15 protein-coding genes and 1 riboswitch are annotated in these 15,992 nt (G+C 48.6%); of the genes, 6 read left to right on the plus strand and 9 right to left on the minus strand.

Going from position 1 to position 15,992, the window contains the following annotated elements:
• A complete protein-coding gene (locus MHH76_RS06310; RefSeq protein WP_025811669.1) occupies positions 1-1,815 on the plus strand; it encodes an IucA/IucC family siderophore biosynthesis protein in 1,815 nt (604 codons plus the stop codon).
• A gap of 41 nt (positions 1,816-1,856) precedes the next feature.
• Here the strand turns inward: MHH76_RS06310 and MHH76_RS06315 are convergent, their stop codons facing one another.
• Both MHH76_RS06315 and MHH76_RS06320 read right to left on the minus strand, forming a co-directional pair.
• Entirely contained in the window at positions 1,857-2,297 is a 441-nt protein-coding gene (locus MHH76_RS06315; protein WP_020450903.1) for a GNAT family N-acetyltransferase, read from the minus strand.
• 173 nt (positions 2,298-2,470) lie between these two features.
• Positions 2,471-3,304 carry a dehydrogenase/reductase SDR family member 1 gene (locus tag MHH76_RS06320; protein WP_025811665.1) on the minus strand — a complete coding sequence of 278 codons (834 nt, stop codon included), beginning with the start codon at positions 3,302-3,304 and terminating at the stop codon, positions 2,471-2,473.
• Positions 3,305-3,416: 112 nt separating this feature from the next.
• Here MHH76_RS06320 and MHH76_RS06325 point away from each other — a divergent pair, with 112 nt between their 5' ends.
• Positions 3,417-4,379 (plus strand): YafY family protein, encoded by a 963-nt coding sequence (locus tag MHH76_RS06325; RefSeq protein ID WP_043054280.1) that lies wholly within the window; start codon positions 3,417-3,419, stop codon positions 4,377-4,379.
• A gap of 73 nt (positions 4,380-4,452) precedes the next feature.
• Here the strand turns inward: MHH76_RS06325 and metH are convergent, their stop codons facing one another.
• From metH to MHH76_RS06340, 3 genes are all read right to left on the minus strand, one after another.
• A complete protein-coding gene (gene metH, locus MHH76_RS06330; RefSeq protein ID WP_043054281.1) occupies positions 4,453-7,869 on the minus strand; it encodes a methionine synthase in 3,417 nt (1,138 codons plus the stop codon).
• Positions 7,862-9,691: a bifunctional homocysteine S-methyltransferase/methylenetetrahydrofolate reductase gene (locus MHH76_RS06335; protein ID WP_023856635.1), complete on the minus strand. Its 1,830-nt coding sequence runs from the start codon at positions 9,689-9,691 to the stop codon at positions 7,862-7,864. The genes metH and MHH76_RS06335 overlap by 8 nt, the downstream gene beginning before the upstream one ends.
• A 78-nt stretch (positions 9,692-9,769) precedes the next feature.
• Positions 9,770-9,881, minus strand: a riboswitch (SAM riboswitch).
• Between the two features lie 77 nt (positions 9,882-9,958).
• Positions 9,959-10,450, minus strand: a complete 492-nt coding sequence (locus MHH76_RS06340; protein ID WP_003180528.1) for a YajQ family cyclic di-GMP-binding protein — start codon at positions 10,448-10,450, stop codon at positions 9,959-9,961.
• 160 nt (positions 10,451-10,610) lie between these two features.
• Between MHH76_RS06340 and MHH76_RS06345 the strand changes: the two genes are divergently transcribed.
• Positions 10,611-11,459: a S1 RNA-binding domain-containing protein gene (locus MHH76_RS06345; RefSeq protein ID WP_043054282.1), complete on the plus strand. Its 849-nt coding sequence runs from the start codon at positions 10,611-10,613 to the stop codon at positions 11,457-11,459.
• Positions 11,460-11,496: 37 nt separating this feature from the next.
• Here the strand turns inward: MHH76_RS06345 and MHH76_RS06350 are convergent, their stop codons facing one another.
• Positions 11,497-11,619 (minus strand): DUF3941 domain-containing protein, encoded by a 123-nt coding sequence (locus MHH76_RS06350; protein ID WP_023856637.1) that lies wholly within the window; start codon positions 11,617-11,619, stop codon positions 11,497-11,499.
• A 155-nt stretch (positions 11,620-11,774) separates the two neighbouring features.
• Here MHH76_RS06350 and MHH76_RS06355 point away from each other — a divergent pair, with 155 nt between their 5' ends.
• Positions 11,775-11,981 carry a spore germination protein gene (locus tag MHH76_RS06355; RefSeq protein ID WP_026579910.1) on the plus strand — a complete coding sequence of 69 codons (207 nt, stop codon included), beginning with the start codon at positions 11,775-11,777 and terminating at the stop codon, positions 11,979-11,981.
• Positions 11,982-12,224: 243 nt separating this feature from the next.
• Here the strand turns inward: MHH76_RS06355 and MHH76_RS06360 are convergent, their stop codons facing one another.
• Entirely contained in the window at positions 12,225-13,085 is an 861-nt protein-coding gene (locus MHH76_RS06360; RefSeq protein WP_039072668.1) for a DegV family protein, read from the minus strand.
• A gap of 163 nt (positions 13,086-13,248) precedes the next feature.
• Between MHH76_RS06360 and MHH76_RS06365 the strand changes: the two genes are divergently transcribed.
• Entirely contained in the window at positions 13,249-14,091 is an 843-nt protein-coding gene (locus MHH76_RS06365) for a YitT family protein (protein WP_020450912.1), read from the plus strand.
• A 15-nt stretch (positions 14,092-14,106) separates the two neighbouring features.
• On the plus strand, positions 14,107-14,559 hold the full coding sequence (locus MHH76_RS06370; RefSeq protein ID WP_020450913.1) for a BsuPI-related putative proteinase inhibitor: 453 nt from the start codon (positions 14,107-14,109) through the stop codon (positions 14,557-14,559).
• Positions 14,560-14,646: 87 nt separating this feature from the next.
• On the opposite strand, the gene guaC is transcribed toward MHH76_RS06370, so the two are convergent.
• Both guaC and MHH76_RS06380 read right to left on the minus strand, forming a co-directional pair.
• Positions 14,647-15,627, minus strand: coding sequence for a GMP reductase (gene guaC / locus MHH76_RS06375; RefSeq protein ID WP_043054283.1), 981 nt, complete (start codon positions 15,625-15,627; stop codon positions 14,647-14,649).
• Between the two features lie 176 nt (positions 15,628-15,803).
• A complete protein-coding gene (locus MHH76_RS06380; protein ID WP_020450915.1) occupies positions 15,804-15,992 on the minus strand; it encodes a DUF3813 domain-containing protein in 189 nt (62 codons plus the stop codon).

The following is a 15,992-nucleotide window of genomic DNA, read 5'->3' on the forward strand; positions in this document are numbered from 1 at the left end:
ATGTTGTTTCAAGATGAATTAAAGAGGGTCCTCAATCCGGACAGGTGGACAGAAGTCAATCGGCGATTACTGGCGAAGATGCTTTCTGAGTATATGTATGAGGATATCATCAAGCCCGATTTCATTGAAACTGAAGACGGCATCAACCGGTATGAGCTGAGAACGGCGGAGGATAAGGTGTACCGGTTTGCCGCCAAACCCCGCATGTTTGACAGTTTTGACGCGATGCCGGAGACGATTGAAGTCTTCAAGAGCGGACAATGGACAAAACAAGTGAGCGCGATTGAATTTCTCCTCGATATCCAGCCGCATATCCCGATGAGTCCGGAAACAGCGGGGCATTTGATCAAAGAGTTCAACCATACGATGCTGGCGGATGCTCATCTTTTGGCAAAGGATGCGCTTACGGCTGACGAGCTGACCGAAGCCGATTATGCCGTCATTGAAGGCGAGATGACAGGCCATCCGTGGATCGTCTACAACAAAGGAAGAATCGGTTTTGGCTATGATGACTACCTCCGGTTTGCACCGGAAAATCAGAGAGCCGAACGGCTGCTGTGGATCGCTGTACACAAAGAGACCGCGTCATTCCACTCAGTTGAAGGACTCGATTATGAAACGCTGATTCATAAAGAGCTTGATGAGCTGACTTTAAGGCAGTTCGCTAAAGTGATAGAAAAGCAGGACGCAGCCAGTGAAGACTATTATTATCTGCCCGTCCACAAATGGCAGTGGACAAATACGATCATTCAGCAGTTTCCGGAAGAAATTGCTTCAAAAGCGATCATTCCTTTAGGGGAAGGCGGAGACGAGTACCTGCCGCAGCAGTCGATCAGGACCTTTACAAACATCACAAACAAACACAAGCATCATATTAAACTGCCGATGAGCATTTTAAATACGCTTGTATACAGAGGACTGCCGTCGGAGCGGACGGTGATCGCGCCGAGAATTACTGAGCATATTAAAGGGATCGCCGAAAACGACGCATTTCTAAAAGATGAATGCAGGGTGATCCTGCCGGGCGAAAATGCCAGTCTGAACGTTGATCACCAATACTATCATGCTCTTGAAAAAGCCCCGTATCAATATTTGGAAATGCTCGGCGCTATTTTCAGAGAAAGCATTTATACGTATTTGGAAGATGGAGAGCAGCCTGTTACGCTCGCTTCTTTAACATACATTGATCAAGGCGGCGTGCCGTTTATCAGGCGCCTGATCGAAAAGTCGGAGCTGTCAGCGGAGGAGTGGATCGGAAAGCTGTTTAACACCGTGATGCCGCCGCTTCTGCATTTCATGTACCGCTACGGAACCGTATTTTCGCCGCACGGACAAAATACGATTCTCGTCTTAAAAGATTATCAGCCGCACAGGCTGGCGATTAAAGATTTTGTAGATGACGTCAATATCAGCGACCAGCCGCTGCCTGAACTGAGCGGTTTGACAGAAGATTTAAAAGTCATTCTCAGAAGCGAGCCGCCGGAAGGGCTTGTGCAGTTTATCTTTACAGGGCTTTTCATTTGCCATTTGCGCTATGTGGCCAACATTTTGGAAAATGACGGTCTGCTTCCTGAAAAGCGCCTGTGGAAAGCTTTGGCTGATGCGATTTTGGAATATCAGCAGAGATTCCCTGAACTGCATGAGCGCTTCGAATTGTTCGACTTATTCAAGCCGGAATTGACGAAGCTCTGCCTCAACAGAAACCGGATGGTCGACTACGGCTATAAGGACGGAGATGACCGCCCGCATGCCTCCGAATTCGGAAAAGTGACAAACGCGCTTGCGCAATTTAAAAAAGAGGCCGCAAAGCTTTAATGCTCATGCGGCAGAGAATGCCCCGCTTCCGGCGGGGTTTTTTATGTCAATTTCTTATACATCAAAATATGAGGTCCGATCGGCGGTATATCGTAGACCCCGCCTTGTTCGCTGAAGCCGAGCTTTTTATAGTACCCGCTCACAGATGTCCTGGCGTTGCACCATAAAAGGTCTGCGCCTTTTTTCCGAAGAAGCTCTTCGGCATGGCGGATAAGCGTACTGCCCGCTTTTTGCTCGCGGTACCCTTCAAGTGTCGCCATCCCTCTCAGCTGATACTGTTTTTGGCCTTCAAGCTCTGAATGTTCGGCTTGATGAAAGGAGGCGATGCTGATCAGCCTGTCCCGATAATATCCGCCGAGGTGAAACGTGCCCCCGAGCAAATCGGTTTCATACTTGCATGCTTCCAGCGGCTGATTCGGCCGGAGAATGCGGTGCCTGATCTCATACGTATCTTCCGCGTTTATAGGTTTGACTTCAATCATATGATTCCTCCTTCAGTTGCAGTTCAGATTGGGCGAACGAAATTCCGCGTGCTGTTGAAACCATGACTGTCATTCCATTATATAACGTTGGCGGAAACGATCAAAGCAGGATAAACACCTTCACCTGATCTGCCTTTAAAGAATCATTTCCCCCGAGAGGCGATCCCTAATCCCTATATCGTAAATGGCGGAATATACCGTCCGTCCACATCTGTAAACTGATATTCTTTGGCTAAATCACCAACTCTTAACGCACGTCCGCTTTTCTCCATCACATCCGGATCTTTGGCCAATGCTGTGATTCCGCGTCCGACATAATAAGGCGTTTCGGTTTTCCTTAAATCTTCTGACTCCTGCCAATCCGCCTCATCTGATTCATGGTACTTCAGCACAAGTTCGGTTCTCATAAATCCCGGCGAAACGGCAAGAACGGCAATGTTGTCCCGTTTTAATTCCAATGAAAGACCGTACGCCATCCGGACGATGGCGTTCTTGGCCAAATCGTAATAAAACTGTCCGGTGTATTTGTTCTCATCCCAAAAGGTCGTATGAATGATAAGAGCTTGTTTATTTTCGCGAAGGAGCGGCACGGCGAAGTGGTTCGTCGCCAGCTGGGCGCGCACCCCTGCGGTGAACATCGTATCCCAATTTTTTAATGACAATTCCCAAAAAGGCTTTGCCTCGACACCCAGATCGTGCGCACCCCATACATTGTTGATCAAGATATCCAGTTTTCCTTGTTCTTCGCGAATTTTAGCGATGACAGCCTCTGTTTCTGAATCGTTCGTATGATCACATCTTACAGCAATACCCTTTCCGCCGGAAGCTTCAATTTGTGACACGGTGTCATCAATTGTACCGGGCCATTGATTCGTGGAAGCCCCCCTGATGCTGCGGCCTGTCATATACACGGTTGCACCGGCTTTTCCAAGTTCGACAGCGATGGCGCGGCCGGCGCCTCTGCTTCCGCCTGTTACGAGAGCGATTTTTCCTTTCAGCGGTTTCATTCATCCCATTCCTTTCATTATAAAAGATATGCTCATTATAAAAGCTGAATCTTGACAACCATTGTCATATTTTATTAAATAAGTTCATCCATTGATAAAAAAAGGTGGTCATATGAGAGGAGATCGACTGATATCTATTCTTTTAATGCTTCAGGCGCAGGGACAAATGACGGCGAAAGAATTAGCGGAAAGGCTGGAAGTCTCGGAGCGGACGATTTACAGAGATATGGAAGCGTTAAGCGGAGCTGGAATTCCCGTTGTGGCCGAGCGCGGGATTAACGGAGGCTGGTCATTGCTTGATGATTACCAAACCACTTTAACCGGTTTAAAAGAATCTGAAATACGCGCATTATTTGTCCCGCTTTCTGAACAATTGCTGGACGACCTCGGTTTAACCCGCATATCCGAAGAAGCACGAAATAAACTGATAGCCTCGCTGCCTTCTGTACATCGTCAAAACGCAAAAGACGTATGGAACCGAATATATATTGATACCCGTGCATGGCGCCATAAGAAAGAAAAAGCAGCATCCTTTGAAGTGCTGAAAGATGCCATATGGAAAGATCAAAAATTAAAAATCGTTTATCAGCGGGCAGATGGACAAACAGCTGATCGAATCGTAGCACCGCTTGGACTGGTAGCTAAAGGGTCAAACTGGTATCTGATTGCATCTAAAGAAAATGGGGAGATTCGAAATTACAGGGCTTCACGGATTCATTCTGCCACTCCTGTCCGCGAAACATTTGAAAGGCCCGAAAACTTTGATATTGCTCACGTATGGCAGTCTTCAACAAAGGAATTTATCGAAAGGCTGCCGACGTATGAAGTGCGGGTGAAGGCGGCGCAGGACATCTTGCCGAGGCTGTCGTTTACCAATTATTTTGTGCGGATCATCGAAACAAATGAGGTCGATCAGGAGGGGTGGATACCCGTTACATTATCTTTTGATACGGAAGAAGAAGCGAAAAGGTATATACTCGGGTTCGCAGAGCACATAAGGATTATTGAACCTAAAGAACTGCACGGGAAGATACTCAACATGGCTGAATCCATTGTTGCTCATTATAAATCCTGAAGTATTCGCGGCATATGTTACGAACATACAAAATGAACCCTGCAGGCCGCAAACGGCAAGCAGGGTCTTCGGGTTAATGAACATTGAAATATCTGGCTTCCGGATGGGAGACAACGATCGCTGATACGGAAGCTTCGGGTTCCATCATAAAGCCGTCTGTTAAATGAACGCCGATTCCTTCGGGCTGGATGAGTCTGAAGAGTTTTTCCTGATCTTCGAGATTCGGACAGGCCGGATATCCGAAGGAGTAGCGCTGTCCCTGGTATTTCGCCTGAAAACGCTGTTCCATCGTGAAGTCTGGTGCATCAGGGAAGCCCCAGCGGTCGCGGATAACTTGGTGCGTCCGTTCGGCGAGTCCTTCGGCCAGCTCAAGAGCAAGCGCTTGTACCGCATGACTTTTCAAGTAGTCGCCTTCCTCCTTAAAGCGGTTGGCGGCTGCTCTTACATGTCTGCCCGCTGTCACGGCAAAGAACGAGACATAATCAAGCTCTCCTTTCGGTCGGACATAATCGGAAATACAGCGGTACGGAAGCTTTTCCTGCCTAGGAAAAACAAACGTTTCAAGGATGCTGTCTTTGTTCCCGGGGTCTAAAATATGGAGCGAATCCCCGTCGCTGTACGCGGGGAAAAATTGATAGACGACCGCGGGGTCGAACCAGCCGTGCTCTTTCCCGTCTCTCAGCAACTCGTCAATCAGCTCTTTCAGCTCCAGTGCTTTCGGATGCAGTTCAGCCAGGAGTTTTTTGACTTTTCCTTTCAAGCCGAGGTGATGGCCGAGCAGCATTTGTTCATTGACATACGGCACGATATAGGAAAGGTCGATGTTTTTCAAATAGTGCCGCTTCAAGTCTTCCGGCTGAAAGACCGGCGCCTGCGGAATGTGCGCCCGTTTTTCAAGCATTTCAATCACGGCTTTCGTCTGCTTTTTTTCCGCGACGGCGGCGGGTGCAGCGGCTTCTTTTTTCTCGAGAAACTGCGACGGGTCCGTCCGCAGCTGATTGGCGAGCGATAAGCCGTCCATGGCGTCCTTCGCGTATAAAACCGGCCCTTTATATTCAGGCGAAATTTTCATGTTTGTGAACTTTCTTGAAAGAGCGGCTCCGCCGACCATAATCGGGATGGAAATATCCGCTTTGTCGAGGTCCTGCGCTGTAACGACCATTTGCTGCGCCGATTTGACGAGCAGGCCGGACAGACCGATGATATCGGGATTCTCTTTACGGACCGCTTCAATTAATTCCTGCGGTGTCACTTTAATCCCAAGATCGACAACCTTGTAGCCGTTGTTGCTTAAAATAATGTCGACTAAGTTTTTGCCGATATCATGGACATCGCCTTTAACGGTTGCCAAAACGATCTTTCCTTTGCCGCTGTCGTCTTTCTTTTCCATATACTGTTCGAGAAAGGAAACGGCAGCTTTCATGACTTCTGCCGACTGCAGCACTTCAGCGACAATCAGCTCATTGTTGTTAAACAGCCGTCCGACCTCCGCCATGCCATCCATAAGCGGACCGTTGATCACGTCGAGCGGGGCGGCAAATTTTTTCAACGCTTGTTCGAGATCGGGAATCAAGCCTTCTTTTGTACCCTCGATGACGTACTCAGCCAAGCGCTCTTCCAGGGAAAGAGATGTTTTCGGCTGTTTGTCCGTTTTTTTCTTTCCGCGGTAGAAGTCAGTGAAGGATGCGAGCGTTTTGTCATCAGTGTGAAACAGAAGTTTTTCAGCCATTTCGACTTCTTCTTTAGGAATGGAAGCGAACCGCTCAAGCTTTTCCGTATTGACGATCGCGTAATCAAGCCCGGCCTGTGTTGCGTGGTACAAGAATACAGCATTTAAGATTTCCCGGCCGACGGGCGGAAGACCGAATGAGACGTTGCTGACGCCGAGAATCGTTAAACATTCAGGGAGCCGCTCTTTGATGAGGCGGATGCCTTCGATCGTTTCTTTAGCTGAGCCGATGTATTGTTCATCACCTGTTCCGACAGGGAAGACGAGCGGATCGAAGATGATATCGCTGGCCGGTATTCCGTACTTTTCGGTGAGCAGCTGATGCGACCTGACGGCGACGGCCAGCTTCTTTTCCGCGGTGACCGCCATTCCCTCTTCATCGATCGTGCCGACGACGAGTGCCCCTCCGAACTGTTTGACGAGCGGGAGGATGTCAGCGAACCGTTCTTCGCCGTCTTCAAGGTTGATCGAATTGATGATCGCTTTTCCCTGTGAGTATTTCAGCGCCTTTTCAATCACCGTTTTGTCCGTCGAGTCGATGACAAACGGGGCTTTTACTTTTTTAATCGCTTCTGTTAAGAAGCCTTCCATATCTTCCGCTTCATCGCGGTCCGGGTCTGCAAGGCAGATGTCGATGACATGGGCGCCGTTTTTCACTTGGGCTCTCGCGATTTCGGATGCTTCCTCAAATTTCTGTTCAGCGATCAGCCGCTTGAATTTTCTCGATCCGATGACATTTGTCCGCTCCCCGACAAAAAGGGGACGCATCGTTTCTTCATAAATTAGTCCGTCGATCCCTGAGACGGTGTGCGGCTTTTTTTCCGAAGGGACCGTCCGCGGCGGCAGCGAGGCTACTTCATCGGCCAGCGCTTCAATATGGGCGGGCGTCGTTCCGCAGCAGCCGCCGACAATGTTCAGCCAGCCTTCTTCTGCAAACGCCTTGATTTTTTTCGCGAGCGATTGCGGTGATTCATGGTATTGTCCCTCCTCATCGGGGAGGCCGGCATTCGGATAGCAGCTGACGGCCGTCCTCGCAAGGGAAGAAAGAGTTCTGATGTGATCTGTCATAAATTCCGGGCCCGTCGCGCAATTTAAACCGACGCTGACCGGCTTCATATGCTCGAGTGAGATATAGAACGATTCGATATCCTGGCCGGCCAGTGTCGTGCCCATCGGTTCGATCGTGCCTGATACCATGAGGGGAAGGGTTTTGCCGGTTTTTTCGAAGGCTTGCCTGATGCCGATAAAGCCCGCTTTAACGTTCAGCATATCCTGGCTCGTTTCGAGCAGCAAGAGGTCGGCTCCCCCTGTGATCAGCGCTCTTGCCTGTTCCTCGTAATTATCGATCAGCTCGTCAAAGGTCGTGCCGCCGGTGACGGAAAGGGTTTTTGTCGTCGGACCCATCGCGCCGGCGACAAACCTTGGCCATTCAGGTGTGGAAAACTTTTCGGCAGCCGCTTTGGCGAGTTTGACTGAAGCGAGGTTGACTTCATAGGCGCGCTGCCCGAGGTCGTACTCGTCCAGAACGAGCCGTGTGGCTCCGAATGTATTGGTTTCGATGATATCGGCTTTAGCGGCCAGATAGGCTTCGTGGATGCCCTGAATGATATGAGGTGCCGTGATGCTTAGAAATTCATTGCACCCTTCATAGGCCTCGCCGCCGAAGTCAGCGGCGGACAAACCGGCATTCTGGATCATCGTTCCCATCGCACCGTCAAGGACGAGGATTTTTTTCTTCAGCTGGTCATTGATGTTAGACATTTGTTTTCTCCTTTTCTTTCTGGTGGATATATGCCGTCAGTTCGGCGGTTAAATCAGACCGCAAAAACGGTGTGATCAGATAAATGCCGTTGAACAGGTCGCACGCCGCATCAAGCAGGGAGCGGGCGATCGCGAGCCCTTCCTCGGCCTGTTTTTGTTTGTCATTTCCCGCCAGCGCCATCTTTTCGCGGATTGAATCGGACAGTTTGATGCCGGGGATTTCGTTGTGGATGAATTCCGCGTTGCGGCTGCTGGTCAGCGGCATGACGCCGATATAGATCGGTGTTTCAAGATGCTTTATTTCTTCGTGGATTTTGATGAGCTGCTCCTCTGAATAGACAGGCTGGGAAATGAAATAGTCTGCGCCGCAGGCGATTTTTTTCTCAAGCCGTTTCACCGCTTTGTCAATGTGTCTGACATTCGGATTGAAGGCGGCCGCCACTGAGAAATTTGTTTTCTTGCCGAGCGGTTTACCTGAATATGACAAGCCTTCGTTAAACTGTTTGATCAGGCTGATCAAATCGAACGATGTCAGATCATAGACGGAAGTCGCTCCCGGAAAGTCGCCGATTTTCGACGGATCGCCGGTAATCGCCAGCACGTCTGACAGCCCCAGTGTATCGAGCCCCATTAGATGGGACTGCAGGCCGATCAGGTTGCGGTCTCTGCATGTAATATGGATCAGCGACCTCATATCGAGGCGCTGTTTTAAGAGCGCGCCGCAGGCGACATTGCTGATCCTCGGTGTGGCAAGCGAGTTGTCCGCCAATGTCAGTGCATCGATTCCGGCTGATTGAAGCTCTTTAGCGGCGTGCAAAAATTTCTCAAAGTTTAATTGTTTTGGAGGATCGAGTTCGACGATAATGGACCGTTTTTGCTTGGCCAGATCGTCGAGAACGGGCTCTGTCCTTTCGTTTTGAACAGCAAGCGCCGCTTTCTTTCTGATTTTCACGTGTTTTTCGGTGACTGGAGGAAGCCCTTTGACCGCCTCAGCCATCGCCCTGATGTGGTTCGGCGTGGTTCCGCAGCAGCCGCCGATGATCCGTGCGCCTTGATTGCGGAATTCCTCCGCGCTTTCCCTGAAATATTCATCATCTGTCTCATAAACAAGCCTGCCTTCGACAAGGGACGGGAGGCTGCTGTTCGGATAGACGGAAAGATAGGCGTCTTCTAAAAGCGGGACTTCTTCAAGCGCTCTGATCATATGATAAGGGCCGAGGCGGCAGTTGATACCAACGACGTCTGCGCCGAGGGATGCCAGCTGCTTCAGGCCGTCCGCAAGCGGGGTTCCGTCCTGAAGAACGCCCTCTTCGTGCATTGAGACATTCAAAATGATCGGCAGCTCTGTTTCCTTTCTGGCAATCTTTAAAACTTCGCGCGCTTCTTCTAAATCATAATAGGTTTCGAGCAGAAGTCCGTCCGGCTGCTCATTTAACAGAAGATAGAGCTGTTCGCGGAAGCTTCTTTTAATGTCCTCGAGAGAATACGAGTTTTTGTTGAACGTCCGGATTCCGCCGAGCGTACCGAGAACATAAGCAGAACCGGCGGCGGAGCGGGCGAGACGGACCGCTTTTTCGTTGATTTGTTTTGTTTCGTCTTCGAGCCCGTATCTGGACAGCTTGATGAAGTTTGCGCCGTACGTGTTCGTTTGAATGATATCGGCGCCGGCCTGTACATACGCTTCGTGGACGCGTCTCACTTCTTCGGGCTTGGAGATGTTCAGTTCCTCAAAACACCTGTCGATCCCGTAGGAATACAGAAGTGTGCCCATTGCGCCGTCCGCGATTAACGTTTTGCTTTTTATATCCTCCAAAAAACCCATCGTTTTCCCCCTTAAGCATTTTTGATAAACAAAAAAGTCTTCTGTGAAGCAGAAGACTTTTCATCGACATTGTCCGTCTTCTTATCTTCCAAGCAGACTGCTTGCTGGATTTAGCACCTTGGTCATGAATATTCATTCACCGGTTGCTGAGGCTTCATCGGGCCAGTCCCTCTGCCTCTCTTGATAAGAACAGCTATTTAGTTTCTATTGATTACTTTTACTCAATTTACCGAAAATCGGGAGAATAATCAACAGTAAATTAAGAATTTATCGAAAATTTATAAATTGGACATCAATCGGCAGGTCGGCTTCCCTCACCATCGCGATGATTTGCTGAAGGTCGTCTTTATTTTTTCCGGTTACGCGGACTTGATCATCCTGCACTTGCGATTTAACTTTCAGACCCGATTTTTTTATCAGGTTATTGATTTTTTTCGCGTTTTCTTTGTCGATGCCCTGAACTAGTTTTCCGCGCTGTCTGACCGTGCCGCCTGAAGCGTTCTCAAGCTTTGAGTATTCGATGTTTTTCGTCGGGACGTTCCGCTTGATCAGTTTGCCGACAAGCACGTCTTTCAGCTGGTTCATTTTAAATTCGTCGTCCGATACGAGAACGAGCTCGTCTCCTTCGAGTGTGATGCTGCTTTTTGACCCTTTGAAATCATAGCGTGTGCCGATTTCTTTGAGAGCGGTCTGAATTGCGTTTTGAACTTCAGGCAGTTCAACCTTTGAGACGATATCAAATGAGCTTTCTTTCGCCATGTGAAAACCTCCATCCATTTTACTTATGAGTCAATTATAGTAGAATAAGGTGAAACTTCCAATATCGAGCGGTTTGCCTGGCCGCGATCCGGCAATAATTTTAACATTGGAGGAATAATAAGAAAAAGAAAAACAGGCGGATAAGAAAGGAAGAAACAGTATGAAACCAGGACAGCAGCTAACATTGAAAATAGATCATAAAGCCGATTACGGTTACTTTTTGACGGACGGCGAAACGGCGGTCCTTCTGCATCAGAGCGAGATCACGGAGGATATTGAAGACAGAGAAGAGGTCGAAGTCTTTTTATATGTCGATCATGAAGATCGCTTGGCGGCTACGATGAGAAAGCCGATGATCAGCGCTGAACAGTACGGCTGGGTGGAAGTCGTTGATGCCGTCAGCGGCATGGGGGTTTTCGTCGATGTCGGGCTCTCGAAGGACGCCCTCGTTGCGACAGAGCATCTCCCGCCGTATGAATCAGTATGGCCGCAAAAAGGGGACAGGCTGTACTGTATGCTGAAAATCACGGGGCACGGAAGGATGTTTGCCAAACCGGCGCCGGAGGATAAGATCAGCGAGCTGTTTAGTGAAGCTTCACCCGGTCTGATGAATAAAGAGCTCACCGGAACGATCTACCGCTTGATCGCATCAGGCTCTTTTATGATTTCCGAAACCGGCATCAGAGGCTTTATCCATTCTTCTGAGCGAAAGGAAGAGCCGAGGCTTGGGGAAAAGCTGACCGCAAGGGTGATCAAAGTAAAAGAAGACGGTTCTGTTAATCTGTCGCTTCTGCCAAGAAAGCAGGATGCCTTGTCGGTTGATGCAGAACAAATTTTGACTTATATGAGAACGAGAAACGGCGCGATGCCGTTCTGGGATAAAAGTGACCCTGAGGATATCAAAGAGCGCTTCAACATGAGCAAAGCAGCATTTAAAAGGGCGCTCGGCCATCTGATGAAACAGGATAAAATCTATCAGGAAGAGGGCTGGACATACGAGAAAAAATAAATATGAGGCGGCGTCCGATGAGGACGCCGCCGGTTTTTTACAAGTGATCAGGCTTCTTTGATTCCTGGTGTTTACCGGCTTGTCTGTTCTTTTCAGCGAGCCGGTTTTTCTGCTGGTTGACGGCGTTGTTGTCAACTGGCTTTTTATCATCATCTTTCATGAGGAAGCACCTCCTGTCAAAATGTCGCTTTTAGCTTGCACACTGCCGGCGAAACTATGTACTCTCCCAACCGCGATGTTTTTTGCCGGGAAGTTTATGCCTCCTTGTACCGCCAGCATACACATATCATAAGACCCAAAAAAAGGAGACTTGGTATGAAACATTGCTGCTCAGTTTACATTCAAAGTGTTTCGGCAGGAGGAGTCGTCAATTTTGGCGGTGCGTTCAAAATTTGTCCGATCACAATGGAAAAAGTGGTCGAGGGGTCTGGAGGTCCTGATGTCGCGACAGCGGCTGCCGGTTTTCTTGATGGAGCGCTTACACCGGTCGCCGCTGAAGGAACAGTCACCGAAGACAGCTGACGAAGAAGGCCTGCTTTTATCAAGCAGGCCTCAGCGTGTCGACAAACCCTCGCATTCGTTGTCAGGCCTGCGCGTCGGTGCTCACGAATTGCAACATTCGCTCCGCTCCGATGCTCGGCCTTCCTAAACTGCAAGGGTTTTCAATCACGCTGATAGGATGACAAAATCCCAAAACTAAGAGCCGTTTTGGGATTTTGTCAACAATCTAAGGCCTGCTTTTATCAAGCAGGCCTCTGTTTTACCTTATCTTTTGTCTTTCCCCGGAAAAAAGACCGCCAATGTTCCGGGGCCGGAATGGGCGCCGACCGCTGAACCGACCATGTTGACGACGATTTCCCCAGGCTGAAATTCGGCTTCGATCATCCGTTTGACCTCTTCGGCCGTCTCTTCGTCATCTCCGTGGCTGATGCCGACCGTCTGTCCGCTCAAATCGACGCTTCTTTCTTTCATCAATTCGATCATCCGTTTGAGCAGCTTTTTTTTGCCCCGGATTTTTTCCAAGGGGACAAGCTTGCCGTCTTCAACATGCAGGAGCGGTTTAATATTCAGCAAACCGCCGACAAAAGCCGATGCTTTGCTGATTCTTCCGCCTCTTGCCAAATAAGTCAGGTCATCTACGGTAAAAATATGTTCAAGATGTTCGCAAAAGTCCTTTACAGACGATTCAATTTCTTGTATTGTATTGCCGTTAGTTGCGAGTTTAAGGGCGTGCTTAACCGCGAGCCCATAGCCTAATGAAGCGCATTTTGAGTCGATGATCCGCAGATCGAAATCAGGGAACTCTTCCTTGACTTCGTTTGCTGCCATCACAGCCGTCTGGTATGTTCCGGAAAGCTCTGAAGAAAAGGCGATATAGAGAGCGGGTTTGTTTTCGCCGGCCAGCTCGCTGAATGCATTCTTGAACCGCATCATGGACGGCTGGGACGTTTTCGGCGCTTTGCCTTCGCGCATCGCTTCATAAACGTCCAGAGGCTGAATCGTCAGAAGGTCATCGTACTCTTTTTCATCAAGCAGCACCTTTAACGGAATAAATGAGATGTGATGTTCATCATAAAAAGATTTCGGCAAATCTGCCGCACTGTCTGCTAAAAGGTGAACGTTCATTTGAACCCCTTCTTTCTAAAAAATGGTGGAAAAGGACGCCAAACTGTCCTTCGGTATATTTCGTTTTTTAGGTCAACTATATCATATATTTTTACATTGACGTTTTCAAAATATTGTTTTAAGGGTAAACCAAATATATACGAAAGTAGCGGAGGAACTAAATATGGTCATAGCTGAAGCAAAAAAATTGTTCATTGTCATCATCGGCGCCTTGTTAAATGCCATCGGATTGAATCTGTTTCTGATTCCCGCCGATGTTTACGCCAGCGGCTTTACGGGGGTGGCGCAGCTTTTATCGAGTGCGCTTGACCAGTACAGCCCGATTTACTTTTCAACGGGGACGCTATTGTTTATTTTAAACATTCCCGTCGGGATTCTGGGCTGGCTGAAGGTCGGGCGCTCATTTACGGTTTACAGCATTTTGAGCGTAGCCTTGACGACGGTCTTTTTAGGAATGCTCCCTGAGGCGAGCCTGTCAAACGATATTTTGCTGAACGCCGTGTTCGGCGGGGTGATCGCCGCGGTCGGAATCGGCCTGACCCTTAAATACGGGGCTTCAACGGGCGGTTTGGATATTATCGCGATGATCCTGGCGAAGTGGAAAGACAAACCGGTCGGCACCTATTTCTTTATTTTAAACGGTGCGATCATTTTAACAGCAGGATTATTGAACGGGTGGGAGAAAGCATTATATACGCTCGTTACACTATATGTGACAACCAGGGTGATCGATGCCATCCACACCCGTCACGCCAAGCTCACCGTTATGATTGTCACAAAGAAAGCGGAGGAGATCAAAGAAGCGATTTACGGGAAGATGGTCCGCGGCATTACAACCGTTCCGGCGAAAGGCGCCTTTACGAATGAACAGAAAGAAATGATGATCATTGTGATTACAAGATACGAATTATACGACTTGGAAAAAATCATTAATGAAGTGGATCCAAATGCTTTCACAAACGTCGTGCAGACAACGCAGGTTTTAGGGTTTTTCCGCAAAGATTAATGAAAGGGTGAATGAATGCGGCTGATTTCCATGATTGTAATGTTGCTGTTTGTCGGTGGATGCGGGCAAAACGGGGATCAAGTCCCCGATAAGGAGGTATCAGGGGAAGTGAATAACGGGAGTGTAACATTAACGGTTGAACCCGTTCAGAAGCAGGGAGAAATCGAATTTCGGATGTCGGTTGTCAACCATACGGATGATGTGGCAGAGTTTGAATTCAGCAGCGGACAGAAATTTGAACTGATCGTCAGCGACAAAGAAGGGAATGAAAGGTACCGCTATTCGAAAGGAAAAATGTTTACGCAGGCGTTCCAGACGATGACGCTCAAACCGAAAGAGTCTTACGATTTTACTGATGTATGGAAAGAGGTGCCTGAACCCGGCACATATGAAGTAAACGTGACATTTTTGGGAAGATCGGAACAGTTTGCAACTTTGAGGGCCGGCAAATCGTTTGAAGTGAAATAGCCGTCAAAAAAGGCATCCCGGGAAGGATGCCTTTTTGTATGCTGTCAGGCAGAAGGGAAGGCGGCTGCCTGAACACGCCTGTGACCGTTAATATTGATCCCCATTGAAAATAGAATTTTTAACGATAACGTAGTCTACGTTGCGGATCGCATCGAGCTTGTTTCCTCCCGCGTAAGAAATGGATGACTGCAGATCCTGTTCCATTTCTGTCAGCGTATCCATGATCGCGCCTTTATGCTCCACGTACATTTTTTTGCCTTCGACATTTTTCTTTTCACCTTTTTGGTACTCAGAAGCCGAACCGAAATATTCTTTGTAAAGCTTGCCGTCTTTTTCGATCGTTGCCCCCGGCGATTCTTCGTGTCCGGCAAACAGCGAACCGATCATGACCATCGTCGCCCCGAATCTGACCGATTTGGCGATGTCCCCGTGAGTGCGGATGCCGCCGTCTGCAATGATCGGCTTGCTCGCCGCTTTTGCACACCAGCGCAGCGCAGCCAGCTGCCAGCCGCCCGTTCCAAAACCGGTTTTAATTTTTGTAATGCAGACTTTTCCGGGACCGATGCCGACTTTTGTAGCGTCGGCGCCGGCGTTTTCAAGTTCTCTCACAGCTTCGGGCGTTCCGAAATTTCCTGCGATCACGAAGCTGTCCGGAAGATGTTTTTTAATGTGCTGAATCATATTGATGACGGCGTTCGAGTGACCGTGAGCGATATCGATCGTGATGTAATCAGGCGTGAGATTCTCTTTCACCAGCTCTTCGATAAACGCGTATTCGTCATCTTTGACTCCGACGCTGATTGAAGAAAACAAACCGCGCGCCTTCATGTCTTTTACAAAATCGATCCGTGTTTCCGGCTCAAAGCGGTGCATCACATAAAAGTAACCGTTTTCCGCTAATGAAACAGCCAGCTTTTCATCTATAATGGTCTGCATATTGGCGGGCACCACAGGCAGTTTAAATGTTCTTCCGCCGAACTGCACGGACGGATCACATTCAGAGCGGCTCTTGACGATGCACTTTGCAGGAATTAGTTGAATATCCTCGTAATCAAACACGTTTTCCAATATAAAAACCCCCAAAAACGAATATTTATTTGTTTGTTATATAAAATGTTCGCCTTTTATAATGTACTTCCTTTTGCTTCCGATGTCAAATTTTTATGTTTTGAAATTTGAACATAAAAAAGGAGCCGTGCCGATGGCACAGACTCCTCTCCGGCTGTCAAAAAGCCGGCGTGTTGTTATGATCGTTGATCTAGCTGCTCCTGAAGATCGTGAAGCTGGCGCCGTTCGGCATCAGTTGAATTGGCGTATGCCGAGGAAAGGGCGTTTTTGGCTCTTGCAACGGCTTTCGCCTTTTCGCCTGAATCTGTCGAAGCTTCAGCTTCATGAACGGCTGCTTTGGCCATTTGAAACAGTTCGTTTCTCAT

This window comes from Bacillus sp. FSL L8-0193, assembly GCF_037976065.1.
In the GTDB taxonomy this organism is placed as follows: domain Bacteria; phylum Bacillota; class Bacilli; order Bacillales; family Bacillaceae; genus Bacillus; species Bacillus paralicheniformis.

Bases quoted from the DNA above. Each gene is read 5' to 3' on its own strand.
- MHH76_RS06365 (WP_020450912.1), top strand. From the start codon at position 13,249: ATGGTCATAGCTGAAGCAAAAAAATTGTTCATTGTCATCATCGGCGCC.
- MHH76_RS06335 (WP_023856635.1), bottom strand. From the start codon at position 9,691: ATGGGTTTTTTGGAGGATATAAAAAGCAAAACGTTAATCGCGGACGGC.
- MHH76_RS06315 (WP_020450903.1), bottom strand. From the start codon at position 2,297: ATGATTGAAGTCAAACCTATAAACGCGGAAGATACGTATGAGATCAGG.
- MHH76_RS06350 (WP_023856637.1), bottom strand. From the start codon at position 11,619: ATGAAAGATGATGATAAAAAGCCAGTTGACAACAACGCCGTCAACCAG.
- MHH76_RS06310 (WP_025811669.1), top strand. From the start codon at position 1: ATGTTGTTTCAAGATGAATTAAAGAGGGTCCTCAATCCGGACAGGTGG.
- metH (WP_043054281.1), bottom strand. From the start codon at position 7,869: ATGTCTAACATCAATGACCAGCTGAAGAAAAAAATCCTCGTCCTTGAC.
- MHH76_RS06345 (WP_043054282.1), top strand. From the start codon at position 10,611: ATGAAACCAGGACAGCAGCTAACATTGAAAATAGATCATAAAGCCGAT.
- MHH76_RS06355 (WP_026579910.1), top strand. From the start codon at position 11,775: ATGAAACATTGCTGCTCAGTTTACATTCAAAGTGTTTCGGCAGGAGGA.
- MHH76_RS06320 (WP_025811665.1), bottom strand. From the start codon at position 3,304: ATGAAACCGCTGAAAGGAAAAATCGCTCTCGTAACAGGCGGAAGCAGA.
- MHH76_RS06360 (WP_039072668.1), bottom strand. From the start codon at position 13,085: ATGAACGTTCACCTTTTAGCAGACAGTGCGGCAGATTTGCCGAAATCT.
- MHH76_RS06325 (WP_043054280.1), top strand. From the start codon at position 3,417: ATGAGAGGAGATCGACTGATATCTATTCTTTTAATGCTTCAGGCGCAG.
- MHH76_RS06380 (WP_020450915.1), bottom strand. From the start codon at position 15,992: ATGAGAAACGAACTGTTTCAAATGGCCAAAGCAGCCGTTCATGAAGCT.
- MHH76_RS06370 (WP_020450913.1), top strand. From the start codon at position 14,107: ATGCGGCTGATTTCCATGATTGTAATGTTGCTGTTTGTCGGTGGATGC.
- MHH76_RS06340 (WP_003180528.1), bottom strand. From the start codon at position 10,450: ATGGCGAAAGAAAGCTCATTTGATATCGTCTCAAAGGTTGAACTGCCT.